20 protein-coding genes are annotated in these 20,121 nt (G+C 71.0%); 2 read left to right on the top strand and 18 right to left on the bottom strand.

Annotated features, from left to right (window positions below):
* Positions 1-184 precede the first annotated feature (184 nt).
* The 8 genes from AB0B98_RS09455 to AB0B98_RS09420 form a co-directional block, all read right to left on the bottom strand.
* Positions 185-826 (bottom strand): MOSC domain-containing protein, encoded by a 642-nt coding sequence (locus AB0B98_RS09455; RefSeq protein ID WP_357361718.1) that lies wholly within the window; start codon positions 824-826, stop codon positions 185-187.
* 119 nt (positions 827-945) lie between these two features.
* Positions 946-1,776 (bottom strand): carbohydrate ABC transporter permease, encoded by an 831-nt coding sequence (locus tag AB0B98_RS09450; protein ID WP_238670398.1) that lies wholly within the window; start codon positions 1,774-1,776, stop codon positions 946-948.
* Positions 1,773-2,759, bottom strand: coding sequence for a sugar ABC transporter permease (locus tag AB0B98_RS09445; RefSeq protein ID WP_357361717.1), 987 nt, complete (start codon positions 2,757-2,759; stop codon positions 1,773-1,775). Before AB0B98_RS09445 ends, AB0B98_RS09450 begins: the two co-directional genes overlap by 4 nt.
* Positions 2,756-4,042 (bottom strand): sugar ABC transporter substrate-binding protein, encoded by a 1,287-nt coding sequence (locus AB0B98_RS09440; RefSeq protein ID WP_238670400.1) that lies wholly within the window; start codon positions 4,040-4,042, stop codon positions 2,756-2,758. Before AB0B98_RS09440 ends, AB0B98_RS09445 begins: the two co-directional genes overlap by 4 nt.
* 251 nt (positions 4,043-4,293) lie before the next feature.
* A complete protein-coding gene (locus AB0B98_RS09435; protein ID WP_357280443.1) occupies positions 4,294-4,578 on the bottom strand; it encodes a GlsB/YeaQ/YmgE family stress response membrane protein in 285 nt (94 codons plus the stop codon).
* A gap of 1,176 nt (positions 4,579-5,754) precedes the next feature.
* Positions 5,755-6,039, bottom strand: a complete 285-nt coding sequence (locus tag AB0B98_RS09430) for a GlsB/YeaQ/YmgE family stress response membrane protein (protein ID WP_091409827.1) — start codon at positions 6,037-6,039, stop codon at positions 5,755-5,757.
* Between the two features lie 431 nt (positions 6,040-6,470).
* Complete coding sequence (gene lepA, locus AB0B98_RS09425) at positions 6,471-8,348, bottom strand: translation elongation factor 4 (RefSeq protein WP_357361716.1); 1,878 nt, start codon at positions 8,346-8,348, stop codon at positions 6,471-6,473.
* A 116-nt stretch (positions 8,349-8,464) separates the two neighbouring features.
* Positions 8,465-9,001: a DUF4240 domain-containing protein gene (locus AB0B98_RS09420; RefSeq protein WP_238670909.1), complete on the bottom strand. Its 537-nt coding sequence runs from the start codon at positions 8,999-9,001 to the stop codon at positions 8,465-8,467.
* Between the two features lie 61 nt (positions 9,002-9,062).
* On the opposite strand from AB0B98_RS09420, the gene AB0B98_RS09415 reads away from it, so the two are divergent.
* Both AB0B98_RS09415 and rpsT read left to right on the top strand, forming a co-directional pair.
* Positions 9,063-10,049, top strand: a complete 987-nt coding sequence (locus AB0B98_RS09415; RefSeq protein ID WP_357361715.1) for a phosphotransferase — start codon at positions 9,063-9,065, stop codon at positions 10,047-10,049.
* A 298-nt stretch (positions 10,050-10,347) separates the two neighbouring features.
* Positions 10,348-10,614, top strand: a complete 267-nt coding sequence (gene rpsT, locus AB0B98_RS09410) for a 30S ribosomal protein S20 (protein WP_030491765.1) — start codon at positions 10,348-10,350, stop codon at positions 10,612-10,614.
* A gap of 165 nt (positions 10,615-10,779) precedes the next feature.
* Here the strand turns inward: rpsT and AB0B98_RS09405 are convergent, their stop codons facing one another.
* The 10 genes from AB0B98_RS09405 to rsfS form a co-directional block, all read right to left on the bottom strand.
* Positions 10,780-11,202, bottom strand: coding sequence for a hypothetical protein (locus AB0B98_RS09405; RefSeq protein WP_357361714.1), 423 nt, complete (start codon positions 11,200-11,202; stop codon positions 10,780-10,782).
* The gene (gene holA / locus AB0B98_RS09400) at positions 11,199-12,179 is read right to left on the bottom strand and encodes a DNA polymerase III subunit delta (RefSeq protein WP_238670906.1); all 981 of its coding nucleotides are present in this window, start codon (positions 12,177-12,179) and stop codon (positions 11,199-11,201) included. Before holA ends, AB0B98_RS09405 begins: the two co-directional genes overlap by 4 nt.
* Before the next feature lie 277 nt (positions 12,180-12,456).
* On the bottom strand, positions 12,457-14,796 hold the full coding sequence (locus AB0B98_RS09395) for a ComEC/Rec2 family competence protein (protein ID WP_357362011.1): 2,340 nt from the start codon (positions 14,794-14,796) through the stop codon (positions 12,457-12,459).
* Positions 14,797-14,933: 137 nt separating this feature from the next.
* The gene (locus AB0B98_RS09390) at positions 14,934-15,767 is read right to left on the bottom strand and encodes a ComEA family DNA-binding protein (RefSeq protein WP_357361713.1); all 834 of its coding nucleotides are present in this window, start codon (positions 15,765-15,767) and stop codon (positions 14,934-14,936) included.
* A 197-nt stretch (positions 15,768-15,964) separates the two neighbouring features.
* On the bottom strand, positions 15,965-16,615 hold the full coding sequence (locus tag AB0B98_RS09385) for a DUF3592 domain-containing protein (protein WP_357361712.1): 651 nt from the start codon (positions 16,613-16,615) through the stop codon (positions 15,965-15,967).
* Between the two features lie 134 nt (positions 16,616-16,749).
* Complete coding sequence (locus AB0B98_RS09380) at positions 16,750-17,124, bottom strand: VOC family protein (RefSeq protein ID WP_112604312.1); 375 nt, start codon at positions 17,122-17,124, stop codon at positions 16,750-16,752.
* A gap of 240 nt (positions 17,125-17,364) precedes the next feature.
* Positions 17,365-18,138: an SDR family oxidoreductase gene (locus tag AB0B98_RS09375; RefSeq protein WP_238670902.1), complete on the bottom strand. Its 774-nt coding sequence runs from the start codon at positions 18,136-18,138 to the stop codon at positions 17,365-17,367.
* A 3-nt stretch (positions 18,139-18,141) separates the two neighbouring features.
* The gene (locus AB0B98_RS09370) at positions 18,142-18,999 is read right to left on the bottom strand and encodes a DegV family protein (RefSeq protein ID WP_357361711.1); all 858 of its coding nucleotides are present in this window, start codon (positions 18,997-18,999) and stop codon (positions 18,142-18,144) included.
* Positions 19,000-19,047: 48 nt separating this feature from the next.
* Positions 19,048-19,707, bottom strand: coding sequence for a histidine phosphatase family protein (locus tag AB0B98_RS09365; RefSeq protein WP_357280399.1), 660 nt, complete (start codon positions 19,705-19,707; stop codon positions 19,048-19,050).
* Entirely contained in the window at positions 19,704-20,111 is a 408-nt protein-coding gene (rsfS, locus tag AB0B98_RS09360) for a ribosome silencing factor (RefSeq protein WP_238670899.1), read from the bottom strand. The genes AB0B98_RS09365 and rsfS overlap by 4 nt, the downstream gene beginning before the upstream one ends.
* Positions 20,112-20,121: the final 10 nt, after the last annotated feature.

The following is a 20,121-nucleotide window of genomic DNA, read 5'->3' as shown; positions in this document are numbered from 1 at the left end:
GGAGTTTCTTCCGGGTCGGATCCGCCGAGCCTGTCGGCGCTCGCCGCGACGTCGCGGTCGATGCCGCCTGTGCTCGCCGCGACGGATGCCGTCTGTGCTCGCCGCGGCCGATGCCTTCGGTGCTCGCCGCGGTGGATACCGTCGGTGCTCGCCGCGACGTCGCGGTGGATGCCGTCGCGGCCGGTCAGCCCTGGGCGGCGAGGCGTCGTCGAACCTTCTCCCGGATCGGCGCCGGCAGGTCCTCGGCGTCGAGAAGCCGAGGCAACAACTCCGGCTCCAGGCTGGTCGCCCGGAACACCTCACCGATGGTGACACCGTGCGCCGGCCGGTCCACCACCTCGACCGGGTCGCCCGCGCCGACCTCCCCCTCGCGCAGCACCCGCAGGTAGGCCCCGGGCGATGCCCGGACGGTGAACCGCTTGATCAGATCCGGTACGCCCCAGAACCCGGCGAACGTGGTGCAGGGGGTGCGCGGCTTGGTGACCTGGAGCAGGGCGGAGCCGACCTGCCACTGCTCGCCGATCACCGCACCCGTCACGTCGACCGCGTAGGTGGTCAGGTTCTCGCCGAAGCCGCCAGGCGGTATGGCGCGGCCCAGTTCGGCCACCCACCAGGCGGCGTCCTCCTCCGCGTACGCGTAGACGGCCTGGTCGGGGCCGCCGTGCTGGGGCCGCTCGCCGATGAAGTCGCCCGCCACACCGCCAGTGAGCAGCGACACCGAGCCGTCGACCGGCCGCTTGTCGATGCCGCTGCGACCGCTCGCGTCGCCGGCCCACCCAGCCTCGGTCACGATGCCGAGGTTCACCGCTGCCACCCTGCCCGTCATGACCGCCAGCCTAGTGGCGGTCCAACGCCGACCAACCTGCCCGGCACGGGGGATCCGGCACCGGCGTCAGCATTCCGCACGTGGGCCGACGTCGGCCTCGGACTGTCGGGGCGCGAGGGTCAGCCCTTGACGGCGCCGGCCACCAGGCCGGAGACCATCCGACGCTGCACCAGCAGGAAGAAGATGATGACCGGCAGGGTGAACAGGGTGGACGCGGCCATCACCGGCCCCCAGTTGGTGTCGTCCCGGCCGAAGAAGAAGGTCATCGCCACCGGAAGCGTGTAGCTGCCCTGGTCGTTGATGAACGTCAACGCGAAGATCAGCTCGTTCCACGCGGTGATGAAGGAGAAGATGCTGGTCGCCACCAGGCCGGGCGCCACCAGCGGGAAGAGCACCCGGCGGAAGATCTGGGCCCGGCTGGCCCCGTCGATCGCCGCAGCCTCCTCCAGTTCCTTGGGCACCGCGGCGACGAAGCCGCGCAGCATCCACACCGCGAACGGCAGCGAGAACCCGAGGTACGTGAGGATCAGGCTGGGCAGGGTGTTGTAGAGCCCGAGCCGCTGGATCATCAGGAAGAGCGGGATGACCAACGCCTCCAGCGGGATCATCTGCACCACCAGCAGCATGATCAGGAAGCTGGTCCGCAGCTTGAAACGGAACCGGGCCACCGCTGTCGCGGCGAGCAACGCCACCAGACCGCTGAGCACCACAGTGGAGACGGCAACCAGCGCGCTGTTGAGGAAGAAGTCGAGGAAGCTGACGCCGGGGATCAGGTTGCCGGTCAGGATCTCCCGGTAGTGATCCAGCGTCGGATGGGTCGGCACCGGCTGCGGAGTGGACGAGAAGATCTCCCTGCTCGGCTTCAGCGAGGTGGAGATCATCCAGTAGACCGGGAACGCCGCGAAGAGCGCGACCAGCAGCCCGGCGCCGTTGAGGGCGATTTTCTTCACGACTCGTCCTCCTGCCTGAGCACCATCCGTACGTAGAAGCCGGTGACCACCAGCAGGATCAGCGTGAGGATCACCGCGATGGCCGCGCCGAGCCCATACTTGGGCGGCGGAGAGAAGGCTTCGGCGTACGAGTAGATGGCGAGCATGAACGTCGGCCGGTCCTGGGTGCCGCCGGCCAGCACGAACTGCTGGGTGAAGACCTTGAAGTCCCAGATCGTGGAGAGCACGATCAGGATCCCGAAGACCGGGCGCAGCAACGGGAAGGTGATCTTCCAGAAGACCCGCCACGGGCTGGCGCCGTCCACCCGGGCCGCCTCGTGCAGCTCACTCGGCACGCTCTTGAGACCGGCCAGCACACTCACCGCGATGAACGGGAACGAGTGCCAGACCACCACCAGGGTGAGGATGGCGAAGAAGAGCAGTGGCGAGTTGAACCAGCCGTATCCGGTCCAGTCGCTGCGCCCGAACAGGCTGTTCGACAGCCCATCCGGCAACGCGTTGAACAGCCACGTGACCAGGCCACTCGTGTCGTCGAAGATCCATTTCCAGACGATGGTGCCGGTCAGCGCCGGCGTTGCCCAGGCGAGCATCACGCAGCTGGCCACGAACGTCGCCATCTTGCGACCGAGCCGGTTGAGCAGCAGCCCCACCAGGGTGCCGAGCACCATGGTGAGCAGCACGTTCGCTGCGGCGAACAGAACCGTGTTGCGCAGCACGGTCAGGAAGAACGGGTCGGAGAGGATGTCGACGTAGTTGCCGAACCCCACCCACGGCCACTCCCGATCGCCGCGCAGTTGCCGGACGCTGTTCAGCCGGTAGAAGGACATCACCACCACCTGGCCGAGCGGCCAGAGCAGCAGCACCCCGATGATCAGCAGGGCGGGCAGGAGCAGCAGGTAGGGCAGGCGGTCCACCCGGCGACGCCGCCGCACAGGGGTCTCCCGCGCGGCGGCCGTCTTCGGACTTTTTGTCTGAGCGCTCACTTGCTGTTCAGAATGCCTTCCATCTCAACGGCCGCATCGGCGGTAGCCTTCTCGACCGTCTTCTGCCCCTTCATGACCGAGCTGTTCATCGCCTGGGTCACCGTCTTCGTCCGGCTGACCTCCACCCACTTCGGGGTGAGCGGCGTGAGCTTGGTGTTCTGCATCGTGGTGGCGAACGACGCCATCACCTTGTCGTTCGCGTACGCGTCACCGGAGACCAGGTCCTTGTAGACCGGGAAGAAGCCGAGGCTGCTCGCGAAGCTCTGCGCGTTCTTCTTGTTCAGCAGCACTGTCAGGTAGTCCCAGGCCAGGTCCTGCCGCTCACTGTCCTTCCAGATCGCCACGTCCGAGCCGCCCGCGAAACCGGGCGCCGCCTTGCCGTCCGGGCCGGGGATCGGGAACGTACCCCAGACCTTCTCGATCTCGGGGTTGTCCTTCTTGATGGCGCCCTGCTGCCAGCTACCGGCGAAGGCCATCGCGGCCTTGCCGGTGGCGAACTGGGTACGCGCGTCGATCTCGTTCCAACCCGCCGCCGCCGGCGGGGCGACCTTGTGCACGGTCACCAGGTCGGTCCAGAACTTGACGGCCCGCTGCGCCTCGGGCGTGGTGTAGCCGGACTTCCAGGTGCCGCCCTGGTTGCTGGCGATCTCGCCGCCCGCGCCCCAGAGGAAGGAGTAGAAAGGCAGCTCGGAGTTGCCGGGCAGCGCGATGCCGTAGGTGCCCTTCTTCTTCGCCTGCACGGCCTTGGCCACCGTCACCAGGTCGTCCCAGGTCTTCGGGGGCTGCACGCCGGCCTCGGCGAACCAGTCCGTGCGGTAGTAGATGGCGCGCACACCCGCGTACCAGGGCACGCCGTACTGCTTGCCGTCGAGCTGAGCGTTGCGCACCAGGTCGGGCAGCAGATCCTTGCCGTCGGCCCAGCCGCCCATCCGACCACTCACGTCGGCGAGCGCCTCCTGGGCGGCCCAACCCTGAGTCTCGGTGTTGCCCAGCTCGGTGATGTCCGGTCCCTCACCGCCGGCGAGCGCCGCCTGGAACTTCTTGGGCGCCTCCAGCCAGGGGATGTACTGCACCACCACGTCGGTGTCGGGGTGCTTCTGGCGGAACTCGGCCTCGACCCCGTCGAGGAAGGAGTTCTGCGCGTCCCCGCCCTCGCCCATCATCCAGACCGTGAGCTTGCTGTCGTCAGCCGCGTCGTCGCCGGAGCCTCCACAGCCGGTCAGCACCATCGCGGCCGAGGCCACCATGGCGGTGACCGGGGCCAGCCGCTTCCACCTGTTCACGCCACTTCTCCCCTCGCGCCGCCTGGAACTAACCTTCTCCGCCGCACCCTAGTACGGAGAATTCCTTTACGACAGTGGGCGGGACTGGCCGAAGCGAGGCGACCGTACCGCAGCAGCCCGACGACCGGCACTCCAACATCCGGCCAAAGTCGGGCCTTCCAGCACGAAAGAGCGCCCGGCTCTCGGCCGGGCGCTCTTTCCAGTAGTGCTGTCCTACCAGTTCTGCTGTCTCGTCAGATGATGCCGGGTCGTTATCGGGTGACGCTGCGGCGGCGACCCACACCGGCCACCAGCGCGACAGCGATCGCAGCCACAACAACCTGCACCAGCAGCTCGCCCCAGTCGATGCCGCTCGTCTCAGTCGCGATGCCGATGGCCCGCGCCAGGACGGTGCCCAGCAGCGCGGCGCCGATGCCGATCAGTAGGTGCAGCCAGATCGGCATGTTCTGCCGACCCGGAACGACCAGGCGGCCGAGCGCGCCGACGATGAGACCAACAACGATCGCAGTGATGATGCCCCACACGGTGAGCTCCACGGCCACCCTCCTTCAAGAATGTCTGACACACGGTGCGTGTGCTTCCTGTCGTGACCGTTAATTGCCCTACCCACCCAAAATCCAAACCGACTTCACTCACCAAACGATCACGACTTGGCCAACAAAGGCACGTTCCACCGCAGCCCCACCCGACCACCCCGCCCACCCGGCCGCCCGGCCACCTGACCACCCCGCCCGCGCCACCGCCCGGCCACCTGACCACCCCGCCCACGCCACCGCCCGACCGCCGGATCGCCCGGGCAACCGGGCAACCGGGCAACCGGCCGGGCAGCCGGGCAGCCGGGCAACCGGGCAGCCGGGCAACCGGGCAGCCGGGCAGCCGGGCAGCCGGGCCGCCGGGCCGCCGGGCCGCCGGGCCGCCGGGCCGCCGGGCCGCCGGGCCGCCGGGCCGCCGGGCCGCCGGGCCGCCGGGCCGCCGGGCCATGATCAACTCGGGTTCCTTGAAACCGCGGTGTCCAGGTGCGGGGATACCCCGACTTCATGAAAGCCGAGTGGATCATGTCGGTCCGTGCGGGTTGCGCGCCGCGCCGCATCCGGCGGAGGCGGATGGCGTCGTTCAACCGGAGCCGACAAGAGATCTTGGACAGTTTCCGTTCCGTGCTAACGGAAACTGTCCAAGATCTCTCGAGGCGGGGAGGTGAGATGGATTTTGTGGGGTTAGTGGCGGTGGCTGTGCGGCGATACAACACCCAGGACACCCCAGCTTCACCAAACCGAGATGATCACTGCGGTCCAGCTCGCCGGGGACCTCCAACAGGACGCCGCAGACGTCGGGCGGGCGTCGCCGCAGACCTCAGGCTCCAATCGGCAGGCCTCGGGCCGCACCATGGCAAACCGAGGGCCGCACCACGCCAATCCGCAGACCGCACCACGGCACACCGCAGACCGCAGACCGCAGACCGCAGACCGCACCACGGCACACCGCCGACCGCATAAGGGGCAAACCTCGAGTCGCATGCCAGCGACGTCGGACGTGAGGCCCACCCGACGGACGGAGCACAGCAACGCCGCCGCAGCGGACGGAGCACAGCGACGCACGCCGCAGCGCACGGAAGCGGCGACGCCCGCCACGACGGGCGGAACGCCGATGGGCGCCAGGCCTGTCGGCCGGGCGCCCATCGGGGTGTCGCAGTAGTAAGGGTTGGTGCCGTGGTGTTACCGGGTCACCCGGCGGCGGCCACCCACACCGGCCACCAGCGCGACGGCGATCGCAGCCACAACGACCTGCACCAGCAGCTCGCCCCAGTCGATACCGCTCGTCTCAGTCGCGATGCCAATGGCCCGCGCCAGGACGGTGCCCAGCAGCGCGGCGCCGATGCCGATCAGCATGTGCAGCCAGATCGGCATGTTCTGCCGGCCCGGGACGACCAGACGGCCGAGCGCGCCGACGATGAGACCAACAACGATCGCAGTGATGATGCCCCACACGGTGAACTCCACGGTCGCCCTCCTTAAAAGAATGTCTGACACACGAGGCGTGTGCTTCCTGTCGTGACGGCTAAGTGCCCGACCCACCGAAAGCCCAAACCGACTCACCTCAATCGACACCGTCATTCGTCAATGTTTAGGAGGTGCGTCGGTTGACGCGTGAGTACGTCCACACAGGTAGGAGCCCATCTCGTCGACCAGTCGGCCCCACCACAGCGACAGAAAAGTTTTCCGCACCCGGCGGTCACACTCCTCGCACCGGCGCACTCAGCCGGCAATCTCGGCGGCCCGACAGACCTGACGGGGCAGAGCGGCCGAGTCGCGCCAGACGAGCCCGCGCCAATCTTCGCCGCACAAGACGTTCGAGCACGCTGACCGGAGGCGCCCGGAAACGCGTACGCGCCCGGGTGCGAGTGGCACCCGGGCGCGTACGGCGGCGTGAACTACTTCTTGCCAGCGGCCTTACCGTCGCCGGAGTCGGAGGAGAGGGCGGCGATGAAGGCCTCCTGCGGCACCTCGACTCGGCCGACCATCTTCATCCGCTTCTTGCCTTCCTTCTGCTTCTCCAGCAGCTTGCGCTTACGGCTGATGTCGCCGCCGTAGCACTTGGCGAGCACGTCCTTGCGGATCGCCCGGATGGTCTCCCGGGCGATGACCCGGCTGCCGATGGCCGCCTGGATCGGTACCTCGAACTGCTGGCGCGGGATCAGGGTGCGCAGCTTGGCGGCGATGGTGACGCCGTAGTTGTACGCCTTGTCCTTGTGCACGATGGCGCTGAACGCGTCCACCGGCTCGCCGTGCAGGAGGATGTCCACCTTCACCAGGTCGGACGCCTGCTCGCCGGAGGGCTCGTAGTCGAGTGAGGCGTAACCCTTGGTACGGCTCTTCAGCTGGTCGAAGAAGTCGTAGATGATCTCCGCCAGGGGCAGCGTGTAGCGCAGTTCCACCCGGTCGGCGGAGAGGTAGTCCATGCCCAGCAGGGTGCCGCGCCGGCCCTGGCAGAGTTCCATGACGGCGCCCACGTAGTCGTTGGGCGTCAGCACTGTGGCCCGGACCACCGGCTCGTACACCTCGGCGATCTTGCCGGTGGGGTACTCGCTCGGGTTGGTGACGACGATCTCCTCGCCGTCGTCCGTGATCGCCCGGTAGACGACGTTGGGCGCGGTGGAGATCAGGTCGAGGTTGTACTCGCGTTCCAGCCGCTCCCGGATGATCTCCAGGTGGAGCAGGCCGAGGAAGCCGCAGCGGAAGCCGAAGCCGAGCGCGCCGGAGGTCTCCGGCTCGTAGTCCAGCGCGGCGTCGTTGAGCTTGAGTTTGTCCAACGCCTCGCGCAGGTTGGGGTAGTCGGACCCGTCGATCGGGTAGAGGCCGGAGTAGACCATCGGCTTCGGGTCCTTGTAGCCACCCAACGCCTCGGCCGCCGGTCGGCTGTTGATGGTCACCGTGTCACCGACCCGGGACTGCCGGACGTCCTTCACACCGGTGATCAGGTAGCCGACCTCGCCGACGCCGAGCGCCTCGGCCTTGACCATCTCGGGTGAGATGACACCGATTTCCAGCAACTCGTGCACCGCGCCGGTGGACATCATCTTGATCCGGTCGCGGGCGCTGATCCGGCCGTCGATGACCCGGACGTACGTGACGACGCCGCGGTAGACGTCGTACACCGAGTCGAAGATCATCGCCCGGGCGGGCGCCTCGGCGTCACCGACCGGTGGGATGAACTGCCGGACGATCTCGTCGAGCAGGTACGGAACGCCCTCGCCGGTCTTGCCGGAGACCCGGATGCAGTCGGCGGGGTCACCGCCGATCAGGTGGGCCAGCTCCTCGGCGTACTTCTCCGGCTGCGCGGCCGGCAGGTCGATCTTGTTGAGCACCGGGATGATGCGCAGGTCGTTCTCGAGAGCCAGGTAGAGGTTAGCCAGGGTCTGCGCCTCGATGCCCTGCGCGGCGTCGACCAGCAGCACGGCACCCTCGCAGGCGGCCAACGACCGGGACACCTCGTAGGTGAAGTCCACGTGCCCCGGGGTGTCGATCATGTTGAGCACCGCTTGCTCACCAGCCCGCTCACCCTCGCGGATGGTCCACGGCATGCGGACGGCCTGGCTCTTGATGGTGATGCCGCGTTCGCGCTCGATGTCCATCCGGTCCAGGTACTGCGCGCGCATCTGCCGCGGGTCGACCACGCCGGTGAGCTGCAACATCCGGTCGGCCAGGGTCGACTTCCCGTGGTCGATGTGGGCGATGATGCCGAAGTTCCGGATGCGACCGGGGTCGGTGGCACCAGGGGCGTTCGCGCCGGGATCGAGCTTCGGTGGCACAGCGGTCCGTTCTGGTCGGCTGACGTGAACAGGCCGGCGCGCCGCCGACCCCCTCTATGTTCCCACGCCGCCGGGGTGCGCCCACTGCGCGGGCGATGGAACGGCCCGAGGACCCCTCACTCCATCGGCGGCTCGACGAAGAGGGCGGCCAGCCGGGGCAGCCGGCGACGCGCCTCGTCCTCGTCGTCGAAGTCCCAGAAGTCGTTGAGATCCGGCGTCCGCACCGGGTCACGGTCGGCCGGCAGTTCGGTCGCGGTGGCCTTGCGGTACGCGTCCCACGGCACCGAGAGCATCTGCTCGGCGGAGAACTCCTCGCCGCTGAGCGAGGCCGCCCGCACCTGGGGCAGTTCGGCCAGCGAGTCCGGTTCGGCGACCGCGCGGGCGAAGACGGCCCGGCCCTGGGCCATCAGCCAGCCCCGGAAGTGTTCGAAGCCGTCGGCCGAGGCACCACCGTTGATCAGGTACGCCGCGCCCCACAGATCCGCCTTGTGCGAGGCGGCCAGCACCCGCGTCTGGTGTCGCGCGTACCCGATGATGTCCTCCGGGTCGCGCTCGGCGAGCAACGCCACGGCCCGCGCGGCGACCGGGCCGGGCTCACCACCGCCGCCGGCCCGCGCCTCGTCGATCAGCTGCCAGAAGTCCTCGGTCCTCATGGCTTGGCAGTCTGGCAGTGTCGCCGTGCGTCGCGCACGTACCCCGGGGCAGCATGGTGGGATGTCCCCTCCCCCGCTGCCGCCGGTGCCGTACCACGCGAGCGCCCTGCGTCCGTCGTGGCCGGCGTTGCCGGCGGCGCTGCGGGCCGCGGTCGCCGAACGGCTCGGCGCGCCGGTGGTCACCGCCCGGGTCGCCGGCGCGGGCTTCACCCGCGGGTTCGCCGCCGTGCTCGACACCGCCGACGGTGGTCGGGCCTTCGTCAAGGCCGCACCCGCCGCCGAGCAACCGCATCTGGTCGACTGGTACGCCCGAGAGGCCGCGATCCTCGACCGGCTGCCGGCCGACCTGCCGGCGCCCCGCCCCCGGTGGACCCTCTCCGCGGCCGACTGGTTCGTGTTGTGCACCGACGCGGTTGACGGGCACACCCCGCACCTGCCCTGGGTGCCCGCCGAGTTGGACGCCACGCTCGCCGGGTACGCGCAGGTCGCCGCCGCCCTGGCCGACCCGCCGGCCGAGTTGACAGCGCTCGGCCTGCCGCGCCTGGCCGACCTGGCCCGGTCGGACATCCTCTGGTGGGAGGAGGTCGCCGCCGGTCGGGAGCCGACCCCGCCACTGCCCGCGCCGCTGCTCGACCGGCTGCCCGAGCTGGTGGAGTTGGAATCCCTCCTCCCCCGGTACGCAGCCGGCGCGACCGGTCTGATCCACGGCGACCTGCGGGTCGACAACGTGCTGATCGGCCCGGACGGCCGAGCCTGGTTCTGCGACTGGACCTGGGTCTGCTCCGGGCCGGCCTGGTTCGACCTGGCCGGCCTGCTGCTCACCGCGTACGCCAGCGGGCTGGACGCGGACCGGCTCTTCGCCGCGCACCCGGCCACCGCCGACGCGCCCCCGGACGCGCTGGACGCGACCCTGGCCGCGTTGGCCGGCTACTACCTCACCGGAGCTGCGGCGGCACCGCCGACGGCCTCGCCGCACCTGCCCGCCCACCAGCGGTGGAGCGGCGAGCAGTCGCTCGACTGGCTGGCCCGCCGCCAGGGCTGGCGGTGACGCGGGCCGGCCTGGGGTGAGCTGACAGTGACGCGGGCTGGCCTGGGGTGAGCTGACGGTGACGCGGGCTGGGCTGGCGGTGCGGCGAACCGGCCTGCCGCCGGGCTGGCGGTGAGCCGCCGCCGTGTTCGAGGGCGTAACCTGGTCCCCGACGGGCCGGGTCCGTCCGCGCGAAGGCCGAGCCGTTTTGGCTCGTCCCCGGCGACCTGGTAACCTGGCTCTTCGCGCAGCGATGACGCACGTTCGTCATCACGCGCAATAAGCTGACCAACCCGAGCTATCAAGACGAGGCTGTCGCGTGGCGAACATCAAGTCCCAGATCAAGCGCAACCGGCAGAACGAGAAGGCCCGGCTGCGCAACAAGTCGGTCAAGTCGTCGCTGAAGACCGCCGTCCGGAAGTTCCACGAGGCTGCCGAGGCCGGTGACGTCGAGAAGGCGACCGCGCTCATGCTGGACGCCTCGCGCAAGCTGGACAAGGCCGTCAGCAAGGGCGTGATCCACTCCAACCAGGCCGCGAACCGCAAGTCCGCGATCGCGAAGCGCGTGGTGTCGCTCTCCGCCTGACGACTTCACCGTCAGACTGATTCGGAAAACCCCGGGCCCCAGGCCCGGGGTTTCCGTGTGTCCAGAGGCCGGCAGTGTTTGTCCGGGCCGGCCGTTCTGTGCGTTGTGCCGGCCGCGTTTCTCCGGCCGGCCAACCCTGTGCGATGGCCCCGAAGGGGTCGGCGCTCAGTCTGACGGGTTGGCCCGCCGGGGCGGTGGCACCGGGTCGGCGGTGATCACCACGCCGGGAACACTGTGCGAGACCCACTCCACCCGGGCTCGGCCGACCACCGGTTCCATCTCCCGGCGAAACCGATCCCGTTCCTGCTCGGGCACGAGCGCGGCGGAGCGGACCACGATCGCGGCCACCATGTCGTTGAGCTTCACCATGGCGGCCACCACGACCGGCAGCACCAGCACCGCCCACCAGCTGACCAACTCGGCGAGAGCGAGCAGCACCGCCAGGGCGATGGCACCCTCGAAGAAAAGGAAGCACAGCACGCCGCCGGGGTTGACGAACCGCAGGCCGAGGAGCCGGGCGTAGAGCGGTCGGTAACGCGCCTCGTCCACGGCAATGGTGGCCCACGCTGGGCGGTTCGCCCCCGTCACCTGGTGCTGCCCTGCCGGGCCGCCGCGACCGAGAAGACCGCACGCTCCAGGGCGTACGCCCTGTCGTCGGAGCCGCCCTTGACGGCCGCGTTGCACGCGGCGGCGACCTGCATGGCCCGGACCAGGCCCTCCGGCGTCCAGCCCCGACCCTGCCGCTGTGCCCGCTCGATCTTCCAGGCGGGCATTCCGAGGCTGCTGGCGAGCTGGTACGGGCTACCCCGCCCGGCCGACGCCACCCGGGCCACCGTGCGCACCCCGTCGGCCAGAGCGTCGGCGATGGGCACCGGATCGACCCCGACGTGCAGGGCCCAGCGCAGCGCCTCGAGCGCCGCCGGCACGTCGCCAACCATCGTGGCGTCCGCCACCGTGAAACCGGTCACCTCGACCCGGCCCCGGTAGTAACGGGAGACCGTCTCGGCGCTGATCCGCCCATCGGTGTCGGCGACCAGTTGAGAGCAGGCGGCGGCCAGCTCACGCAGGTCGTTGCCGACCGCCGCGATGAGCGCCTCGGCGGCGTCGTCGGTGCACTTTCCGCCGGCCCGGCGGATCTCGTCGCGGACGAAGGCCACCCGGTCGCGGTGCCCCTTGAGCTTGGCGGCCGGGACCACAGTCGCGCCGGCCGCCCGCAGACCGTCGGCGAACGCCTTGCCCTTGGCGCCGCCCAGGTGCAGCACCAGCAGTTGCACCTCCGGGTCGGGATTCTTCGCGTACGCCAACAGCGCGGCGACCAGGTCCTTGCGGGCGTCCTGGCCGGAACGCAGGATCAGCAGCCGCCGCCCGCCGAACAGCGAGGGGCTGAGCATCTCGGCGATCTCACCGACGGTCAGCGCACTGGCCTGGTACTCACGGACGTCCACCTCGGGGTCCACGCTGCGAACCTTCGCGACAGCTTCGGTGACCGCGCGCGTGGCGAGCAGTTCCTCGTCACCGAGGACGAGCAGAATGGGGGCGAGGCTGGCGGGGGTCACGCCGCCCATATTCGCACGGCCTGCGGCGGGATCGTGCCTGCTCATTCGCTGCTTGATCGGCGCAGCCCGCACACAGCGCAAATCCAGACATCCAACTCAATTCCTCGCTTAATCCGCAATTCGCCCGATTAATCAGAGGCCCGTTCTTGATCCACACGGGATCACGGAAACTGCGGTCTTGGACCGCCGCTGACACCCCGATGTCAGCGATCCCGAGTCGATCAGCGGCCGGACGGTCAGCGCGGGTCCGGCCGCCGGCCCGCGACGCAAGGCTGCCGGCCCGGGGTCAGGGCTGCCGGCCTGCGGGCACACCTCGCCCGGCTACCGCCAGACCGCCGCTCGTTCGGACCGCCGCCACGTCGCCGTCCGTGTCGGTACGCAGCACCCGCACGCCGCCCCGGCCCAGGTGGGCGAGCAGCCCCGGACTCGGGTGCCCGTAGGTGTTGCCGGTGCCCACCGGCACGAGCGCCACCGTCGGCCGCACCGCGTCGAGGAAGCCCTGGTCCTGGTACGCCGACCCGTGGTGCGCGACCTTCAACACGTCAGCCCGTAACTGGCCGGGGGCCACCCGCGCCACCATCGCGTGCTGCTCCTCGGTCTCCGCGTCGCCCGCCAGCAGGATCCGCACTCCGGCCACCGTGGCGCGCAGCACCAGCGAGTTGTTGTTCGGGTCGGACCTGGTCCCGGCCAGTGGGTACGGCGGGCCGAGCACCAGCAGGTCGACCCCGCCCACGGGGTGCCGAGCGCCGGCAACTGTGGTCAGCAGCGCGGCCCGCCCGCCGGTGGCCGCCGCCCGAACCAGGTCCCGTCCGCTCTCCGGGTCGGCGGACGACGGCGTCAGCACGGCACCCACCCGCCGCCCCCGGAACACCCCGGCCACTCCGCCCACGTGGTCCGCGTGGAAGTGGCTGATCACCAGCAGAGGCACCTCCCGTACGCCGAGCCGACGCAGGCAGCCGTCCACCGCACCCGGCTCCGGCCCGGCGTCCACCACCACGGCCCGGCCGGGGTCGACCGGGAGCACCAGGGCGTCGCCCTGCCCCACCGCGCAGGCCACCACCACCCACCCCGTGGGCGGCCAGCCGGCGGCCAGCAGTCGAACCGGCAGGGCACCCAGCACGGCGGCAACCCCAACCACCGCCACCAGCCGTCGTACGAGTGGCCGGCGCACCGCGATCAGCAGCGCGACGGTCAGCCCGGTCAGCAGCAGGGCACCGGGCACCCCGCCCGGCCACGGAAGGGTGCCACCTGGCAGTCGAGCACCCTGACGGGCGATGACCACCAGCCACCAGGCCGGCCAACTCGCCAGCCACGCGACGAACTCGGCGCCGGCCGGCCAGATCGGCGACACCATGGCCGCCAGCACGCCCAGCACTGTCGCCGGGGCGATGGCCGGCACCGCCAGCAGGTTCGCCGGCACCGCCACCAGGCTCACCGTGCCGGAGATCCCGGCGACGACCGGGCCGCAGGCAAGTTGGGCAGCCGCCGGCACGGCCAGCGCTTCGGCCAGCCCAGGCGGGACGCCTCGCCGGCGCAACCCGTCCCGCCAATGCGGCGCGAGCAGCAGCAGGCCACCGGTGGCTAGCACGGAGAGGGCGAACCCGGGGTCCCCGGCCAACTCGGGGTCGACGAGCACCAGCACGGTCACGGCGGCGGCCAGCGCGGGCAGCGCCGCCCGAGGTCGACCGGCGGCGAGCGCGGCGAGCCCGATCGCTCCCATCGTGGCTGCCCGTACGACGCTCGGCGACGGGCGGACCAGGATGACGAACCCCACCAGCGCCACCCCACACAGCGCGGCGGCGAGCCACGGGCCAGCTCGCGACCATCGGGCCAGCAACAACACCGCACCCACCACGATCGCGACGTTGGAGCCGGAGACCGCATTGAGGTGGGTCATCCCGGTGGCCTGGAAGTCCGCCTCGACGGCGGGTGGCAGCCGGCTGGTGTCGCCCACCACCAGCCCGGGCAGCAGCCCGCCGGGGTCGTCGGGCAGCGGCGCGCAGGCCCGTTGCAGGCCGGTACGCAGTGTCCCGGCGGCGCGCTGCGCCCAGGACGCCGCGCCGTGCCGTTCCGGTGGGTCGTTGGTGCTGAGCACCGCCGCGGTGAGATCGCCGCCGCGCGGAACGCCGAGTCGGCCGTCGACGGTGAGGCGCTGCCCGGGAAGCAGGCCCCGCCACGCCGGGTCGGTTGCCAGGACGAGCAGCCGCACCGACGCGTGGATCCGTCGACCATCCGGGCCGGTGAGCCGGACCAGCTCGGACGACACCAGCAGCATCCCCGGCCGCCCGGCGCCCCGGATCGGGCGCGGATCGTCCCGGACGACCAGGTCGGCGGTGACCGGAGCGCGTTGCTCGGCGAGGGCACGGATCAGCGGCGCGTCGCGAACGGCGAGCCGGGCGGCGGTGGCCGCACCGCCGCAGACCACTCCGAGGCCGACCGCCACGACCATCCACCCGTAACGCCGCGTGATGGCTCGAGGGCGGCCGGCACGGCCCAGCAGGTGCAGCGCGCCCATGGCCGTCAGGCCTGCCGCCGAACCAGCCACCAGCAGAGCGGTGCGACTGGCGAGGTGCAGGCCGGCGAGCGCGGTGAGCCAGGCCGCCACGGCGAGCCCAGCCAGTCGCAGATCCGGCGGCTCGGATCGGGCCCGACCAGCGAGCGGCTCCGACCGGGCCCGACCAGCCGAGGGCTTGGGCTGGGCCTGCTCGGCCGGGGGCCTGGGGTGGGCGACGCCGAGCGGCGGTGGACCAGCGGCGAACCTGCTCACACCGTCACCAGATCCTTGAGCTGCTCGTAGCGGGCATCGCCGATCCCGTCGACCTGGCGTAGGTCGCCAACGGACTTGAACCCGCCGTGCTGATCCCGGTGGGTGAGGATCCGTTGGGCGAGCACCGGCCCGACCCCGGGCAGCGCGTCGAGCTGCGCCAGCGTCGCGGTGTTGAGATTCAACGGCCCGGCGGCGGGTGCCGCACCGCCCGCCGCGGGCCCGGCCTCACCGCCCGGAGGTGGCGTCACGCCCACCACGATCAGCTCGCCGTCGGTGACCTTCCGGGCGGGGTTGAGCAGCGCCACGTCGACCCCGGGCAGCGCGCCGCCGGCCGCCTGCACCGCGTCGGCGAGACGGGACCCGGCCGGCAGGCGTACCAGACCAGGTTTTCGGACCTTGCCCGCCACCGCCACTACCAGCTCGCCGGAGCCGGACGCGCTGGGGTCGCCCGTCGGCGCGGCCGACACGGCCTCGGCGACCAGCGGGGCGACCGGTTCCGACTGCGGCCGAGATCGCCAAGCCCAACCGGCCGCGCCCAACACCACCACCACGGCGACCACCGCCAACGCCCGCGCACCCCGCCGCCCGGGGTCGAACGCCCCCGGCCCGGGCAGCCGCGACCCGGGTGCAAGCGCAGTTTTGCCCGGCGTCGGCTCCGAGACCGGCGCGGCGGGTCGAGCGGACAACACCTCCGCGCCGGCGGGAGACGACGGCACACCAAATAGGGGTACGCCTCCGAGCGGCCCCTCGGGCCGGGGCGGCGGTGCGACAGCAGTCTCCGTCAGCCGACGCAGGCGCTGGCGTACCTCTGTCTCCTCGTCGTGCGACACAGCGCGACGCTATGGCGGCGGCCGAGACGGTGGGGTGCGGTGGCACCGCCCTGTGGATAGCCAACCTCACTGTGGACAACTACCTGATCAAGCTTCGATTTGCTAAGGGGCCAGCATATTGATCCTGGTCGGTCTGGTCTGGTCTCGTCTGGTCAGGGCCGGCCCCGGCGCCGGCGCCGGAGGAACCAGGCCGTGGTTCAGGATTGGTGGCGGGCCTGGGCCGAGCCAGTCTTGGCAGCAGCGCGTCTAGCAGGTCGTCGCCAACTCAAGCCTGTCGTTCCGTCATCGTTGAGCAATGGCCGCCCGGCCAGCATGCAGAGCACGGCGAGAATGACGAGGACGCCCGGCACAAGGATCAGGATGCCCTCGCCGGTTTCCATCTCCTCGGGCAGGCGCGGGTCGACCAGACCCTGGGGATCCCGCACCACGGTGACGCGTTGTCCCACCGCGCCTTCCGGGTTGTTCGAGGCCCCGATGCTGCTCCCCGGCCATGTTCCCAGTTCACCGGGGATGCGTCGGTCGTGCTGGTCGGCGAGAGCGTAATAGAGGTGGCGGCCCTTCTCGTTGCCGTCTCGGACTTCGACGACAGTTGCCACGACCCGTTCACCGCGCTGGTCGAGCACTGTCGACCACAGTCCCCCGGCGGCCACGAACATGAGGATGGGACTGATCAGCCAAGCCATGGACAGCGTGAACATCCGGGGCGGCGGCGAGGCCACCAGCACCGCCACGATCAGGGCAGCGCCCCACACCAGGGTGCCCGCCACCGCCACGCTGTCGGCTCGGATCCAGGTCGTCCCCGCCAGGGCACCGATCGCCCCCGCGACGGCGAACACCGCCAGATACACCGCGCCGAGTGGATTGAGGAAACGACGACGACCGCGAGGCCTCATGGACAGCAGAGTAGGTCCGGCAGGCAAAGAGCTGCCGAGGATGTGGTGTCGGCCCCGCTGGAAGCGGAGCCGACACTCGTCGCCGACCGCTACAGGTACGGCCGGGTGATGATCTCGATGGCGTGGCCCGCCGGGTCAAAGAAGTAGAAGCCCCGCCCACCGTGCTCGGTGTTGGTCTCCCCCTCCCGCTTCAACTGCGGGTCGGCCCAGTACGTGATGCCTCGCCCCTCGACGAACGCCAGGCACCGCACGAACAGCTCGTCGTCGACGAGGAACGCGTAGTGCTGCATCTGGATGTCCACCGGCGGCTCGGCGAACTGGAGCAGCACACCCTCGTCCAGTTGGACGTTGGCGAACGGTCCCCACGAAGGCGCCTCCGGCAGCTCGAACAGCTCCCGGTAGAACGCGGCCGAGGCGCTCTTGTCCTTGCTGGCGATGATGGTGTGGTTGAACGTGACTGTCATCCGTACCGTCTTCTTCCCGGTCGATCCGAAGACCCGACCGGAGGCCCACAGCCTTCACCCAGCCACGCAGATGACAAAACCCCGAGGGCACCGACGCCCCGGATCCCGCACGAGAGACGCGTACATCGCATCGATCTCGGCGTGGTGGCTGAAGTAGCCAGAACCTCCGGGGGGTAGGCCCATCTGGGGCGCGCACGGAGGCTAACACAGCGGCGCGGAGCAGCAGCGCGACGAGAAGGGTCAGCGGGCCTCTGGGTCGAGGCCGAGTACGGCCCGTCCGCCGTCCACCGGCAGCGTCACGCCGTTGACGAAGCTCGCCGCGGGTGACAGCAGGTAGGCGACCGCCTCGGCCACCTCCTCGGCCCGCCCGATGCGACCCACCGGGTGCAGCCGGGTCAGCTCGGCGTCGATCCACTGGGCCTGGGTGGGCTCCTGCGTGGCGAGGAATTCGGCGTGCCGTTCGGTGGCGATCGAGCCGAGCGCTACCGCGTTGGCCCGGATGCCGTGCCGCCCGTACTCGACGGCCAATGCCCGGGTCAGCCCTTCCACGGCGGCCTTCGCGGTCGCGTACGGCAGGGCACCGGACACCGGCCGACGGGCCTGGTGCGACGAGACGTTGACGATCGCGCCGCCGGCGGCGCGGGCCAGGAAGCGGCGGACGGCGACCGCGGCACCGACCACGGCTGGGCGCAGGTTCAAGCCGATCAGGTCCAGCACCGTGTCAGCCGACGCGGAGTGCAGTGTGGCGTCGCGGAACACCGCCGCGTTGTTCACCCAGCCGGTCATCGGCGCGGCGCGGTCCGCCAGTTCGGCGGCGCGCTCGGCCACCTGTTCGTCGGCCGCGTCGCCGACCACCGCGACGAGCCGATCGGCGGCCGGATGGTCGGTCAACCAGTCGACCGCGTCGGCGTCGCGTTCCAGTACGACGATGGTGGCGCCGGTCGCCACCAGCCGTTCCACCACGGCCCGGCCGACACCGCGGCCGCCTCCGGTCACCACGCACGACGTGTGCACGGGTCAGCCTTCCGGTCGGCGGTGGACGACGACGCAGGCGAGGCCCGGTCCGGCGTGCGCGGCGACGACGGCACCCGCCTCGGAGACGTACGTGTCGTGCAGCCGGTCACCGAACCGCTCGGTCAGCGCGGCGCGCAGCGCCTCGGCTCGTTGCGGCGCGGCAAGGTGGTGCACCCCGAGATCCACGTCGTCGCCGTCGGCCGACTCGACGGCCAGGTCCACGAGACGGGCCACGCCCCGGCTGGCGGTGCGGACCTTCTCTCGCAGCACTATCGCCCCGTCCGGCATGTGCATGATCGGCTTGACGGACAGCGCGGTGCCGACCAACGCCTCGGCCGCGTTGATCCGGCCGCCCCGGCGAAGGAACTCCAGGGTGTCGACGTAGAACCAGACTGTGGTGCGGGCGATGGCGGCGAGCGCCGCGTCGCGTACCGCGGCAAGGTCGGCGCCACCCTCGGCGGCGGCGGTGGCGGCGGCGATGGCCGGAAAGCCCAGCCCCATGCCCGCCGAGCGGCTGTCCACGACCTCGACCCGGCCATCCAGGCCGGCGGCGGCGAGCCGGGCGGCCTCCACGGTGCCGGACAGCGCGGCGGAGATGTGCACCGAGACGATCCCGTCGGCGCCGGCGTCGAGCAGTCGACGGTACGTCCGGGCGAACTGCTCGGGTGCCGGGCGGGAGGTGGTCGCGGTGACCCGGCGGGCGCTCAGCGCCACTGTCGCGTCGGCCGGCTGGGTCTCCACCCCCTCCAGCCCTTCCGCGCCGTTGAGCACGACGGTCAACGGCACGACGGTCAGCCGGTGCGCCTGCACCAGCTCGGGCGGAAGGTAGGCGGTGGAGTCGATGACAACCGCGACGGGCATGCCCGGCACGCTAGCCGATCGAGGGCGCGAACGCCGAGGCGCGAGTGCTCAGACCGCGTCGACGGCGACCGGGGCGGTGATCAGGCCGACGTTGTGTGCCCGCAACTGCCAGCCGCTGACGTCCTGCGGACGCCCGATGTCCGGTGCACGGTCGTCGTGCCGTAGCTCACTCCAGTGGCAGTTGGCCAACGAGCCGATGGAGCGCAGGACACCGGCGTCCCAACCGAGCAGGTGACCGATGCCCTGCCGGGAGCCGCCGCCGTGCGTGGCGATCACCACGGTGCCGCCGGCTGCCGCCTCGGCCGCCTCCAGCAGCGCCGCGCCGACGCGCACGCCGAGGTCGTGCAGGGGCTCCAGATCCGCGCCCGGGTCCGGGTCGCCGGCCCGCCAGCGCGCGTACTCGTCGGGAAATCGCTCGGCGACCTCGGTGAGGTGCAGACCCTGCCACTTGCCGAAGTGTCGCTCGCGCAGCCGGGCGTCGGTGCGGACCGGCAGGCCCGTCAGCGCGGCGAGCGCGGCAGCGGTCTCCGCGGCGCGGCTCAGGTCGCTGGCCACGATGGCGTCGGGCCGCAGCGCCGCGAGCAGCGGCGCGGCGGCGCGGGCCTGGTCGCGCCCCAGCTCATTGAGGGGTACGTCGGTCTGCCCCTGGACACGGTTGGCGGCGTTCCAGTCGGTGTTGCCGTGCCGCCAGACGATCAGTCGGGTCATTCGGCGGCGGCGGACCCGCTGGCGTCGGCCTCGACCAGGTCGCGATCGACGAACGGGATGGTGGGGCAGTCCTTCCAGAGGCGGTCGAGCCCGTAGAACTCGCGCTCCTCGGTGTGCTGGACGTGCACCACGACGTCGACGTAGTCGAGCAGCACCCAACGGCCACCACGCTCGCCCTCGCGCCGCACCGGCTTCGCCTTCTCCGGCAGCTCCAGCAGGCTCTCCTCGATGGCGTCGACGATGGCCAGCACCTGACGCTCGTTGGGGGCGGCGGCGAGCACGAACGCGTCGGTGATGGCGAGCTGGTCGCCGACGTCGATGATCGTGATGTCCTGCGCCTTCTTGTCGGCGGCGGCCTGGGCGGCCGCGATAGCCAGCTCGTGAGCGCGTTCGGAAACTGTCACCGTTCTCCTT

Origin of the sequence: Micromonospora sp. NPDC048947, assembly GCF_040649495.1 — a bacterium.
Classification (GTDB): Bacteria; Actinomycetota; Actinomycetes; order Mycobacteriales; family Micromonosporaceae; genus Micromonospora; species Micromonospora alfalfae.
Note: the sequence above shows the minus strand (reverse complement) of the source record. Positions and strands in the feature narration are given on the sequence as shown.

What these genes read in the sequence shown, in the direction of transcription:
- AB0B98_RS09455 (WP_357361718.1), bottom strand. Translation starts at nt 826, where the DNA reads ATGACGGGCAGGGTGGCAGCGGTGAACCTCGGCATCGTGACCGAGGCT.
- AB0B98_RS09420 (WP_238670909.1), bottom strand. Translation starts at nt 9,001, where the DNA reads ATGAGGACCGAGGACTTCTGGCAGCTGATCGACGAGGCGCGGGCCGGC.
- AB0B98_RS09380 (WP_112604312.1), bottom strand. Translation starts at nt 17,124, where the DNA reads ATGACAGTCACGTTCAACCACACCATCATCGCCAGCAAGGACAAGAGC.
- AB0B98_RS09415 (WP_357361715.1), top strand. Translation starts at nt 9,063, where the DNA reads ATGTCCCCTCCCCCGCTGCCGCCGGTGCCGTACCACGCGAGCGCCCTG.
- holA (WP_238670906.1), bottom strand. Translation starts at nt 12,179, where the DNA reads ATGGGCGGCGTGACCCCCGCCAGCCTCGCCCCCATTCTGCTCGTCCTC.
- AB0B98_RS09365 (WP_357280399.1), bottom strand. Translation starts at nt 19,707, where the DNA reads ATGACCCGACTGATCGTCTGGCGGCACGGCAACACCGACTGGAACGCC.
- AB0B98_RS09370 (WP_357361711.1), bottom strand. Translation starts at nt 18,999, where the DNA reads ATGCCCGTCGCGGTTGTCATCGACTCCACCGCCTACCTTCCGCCCGAG.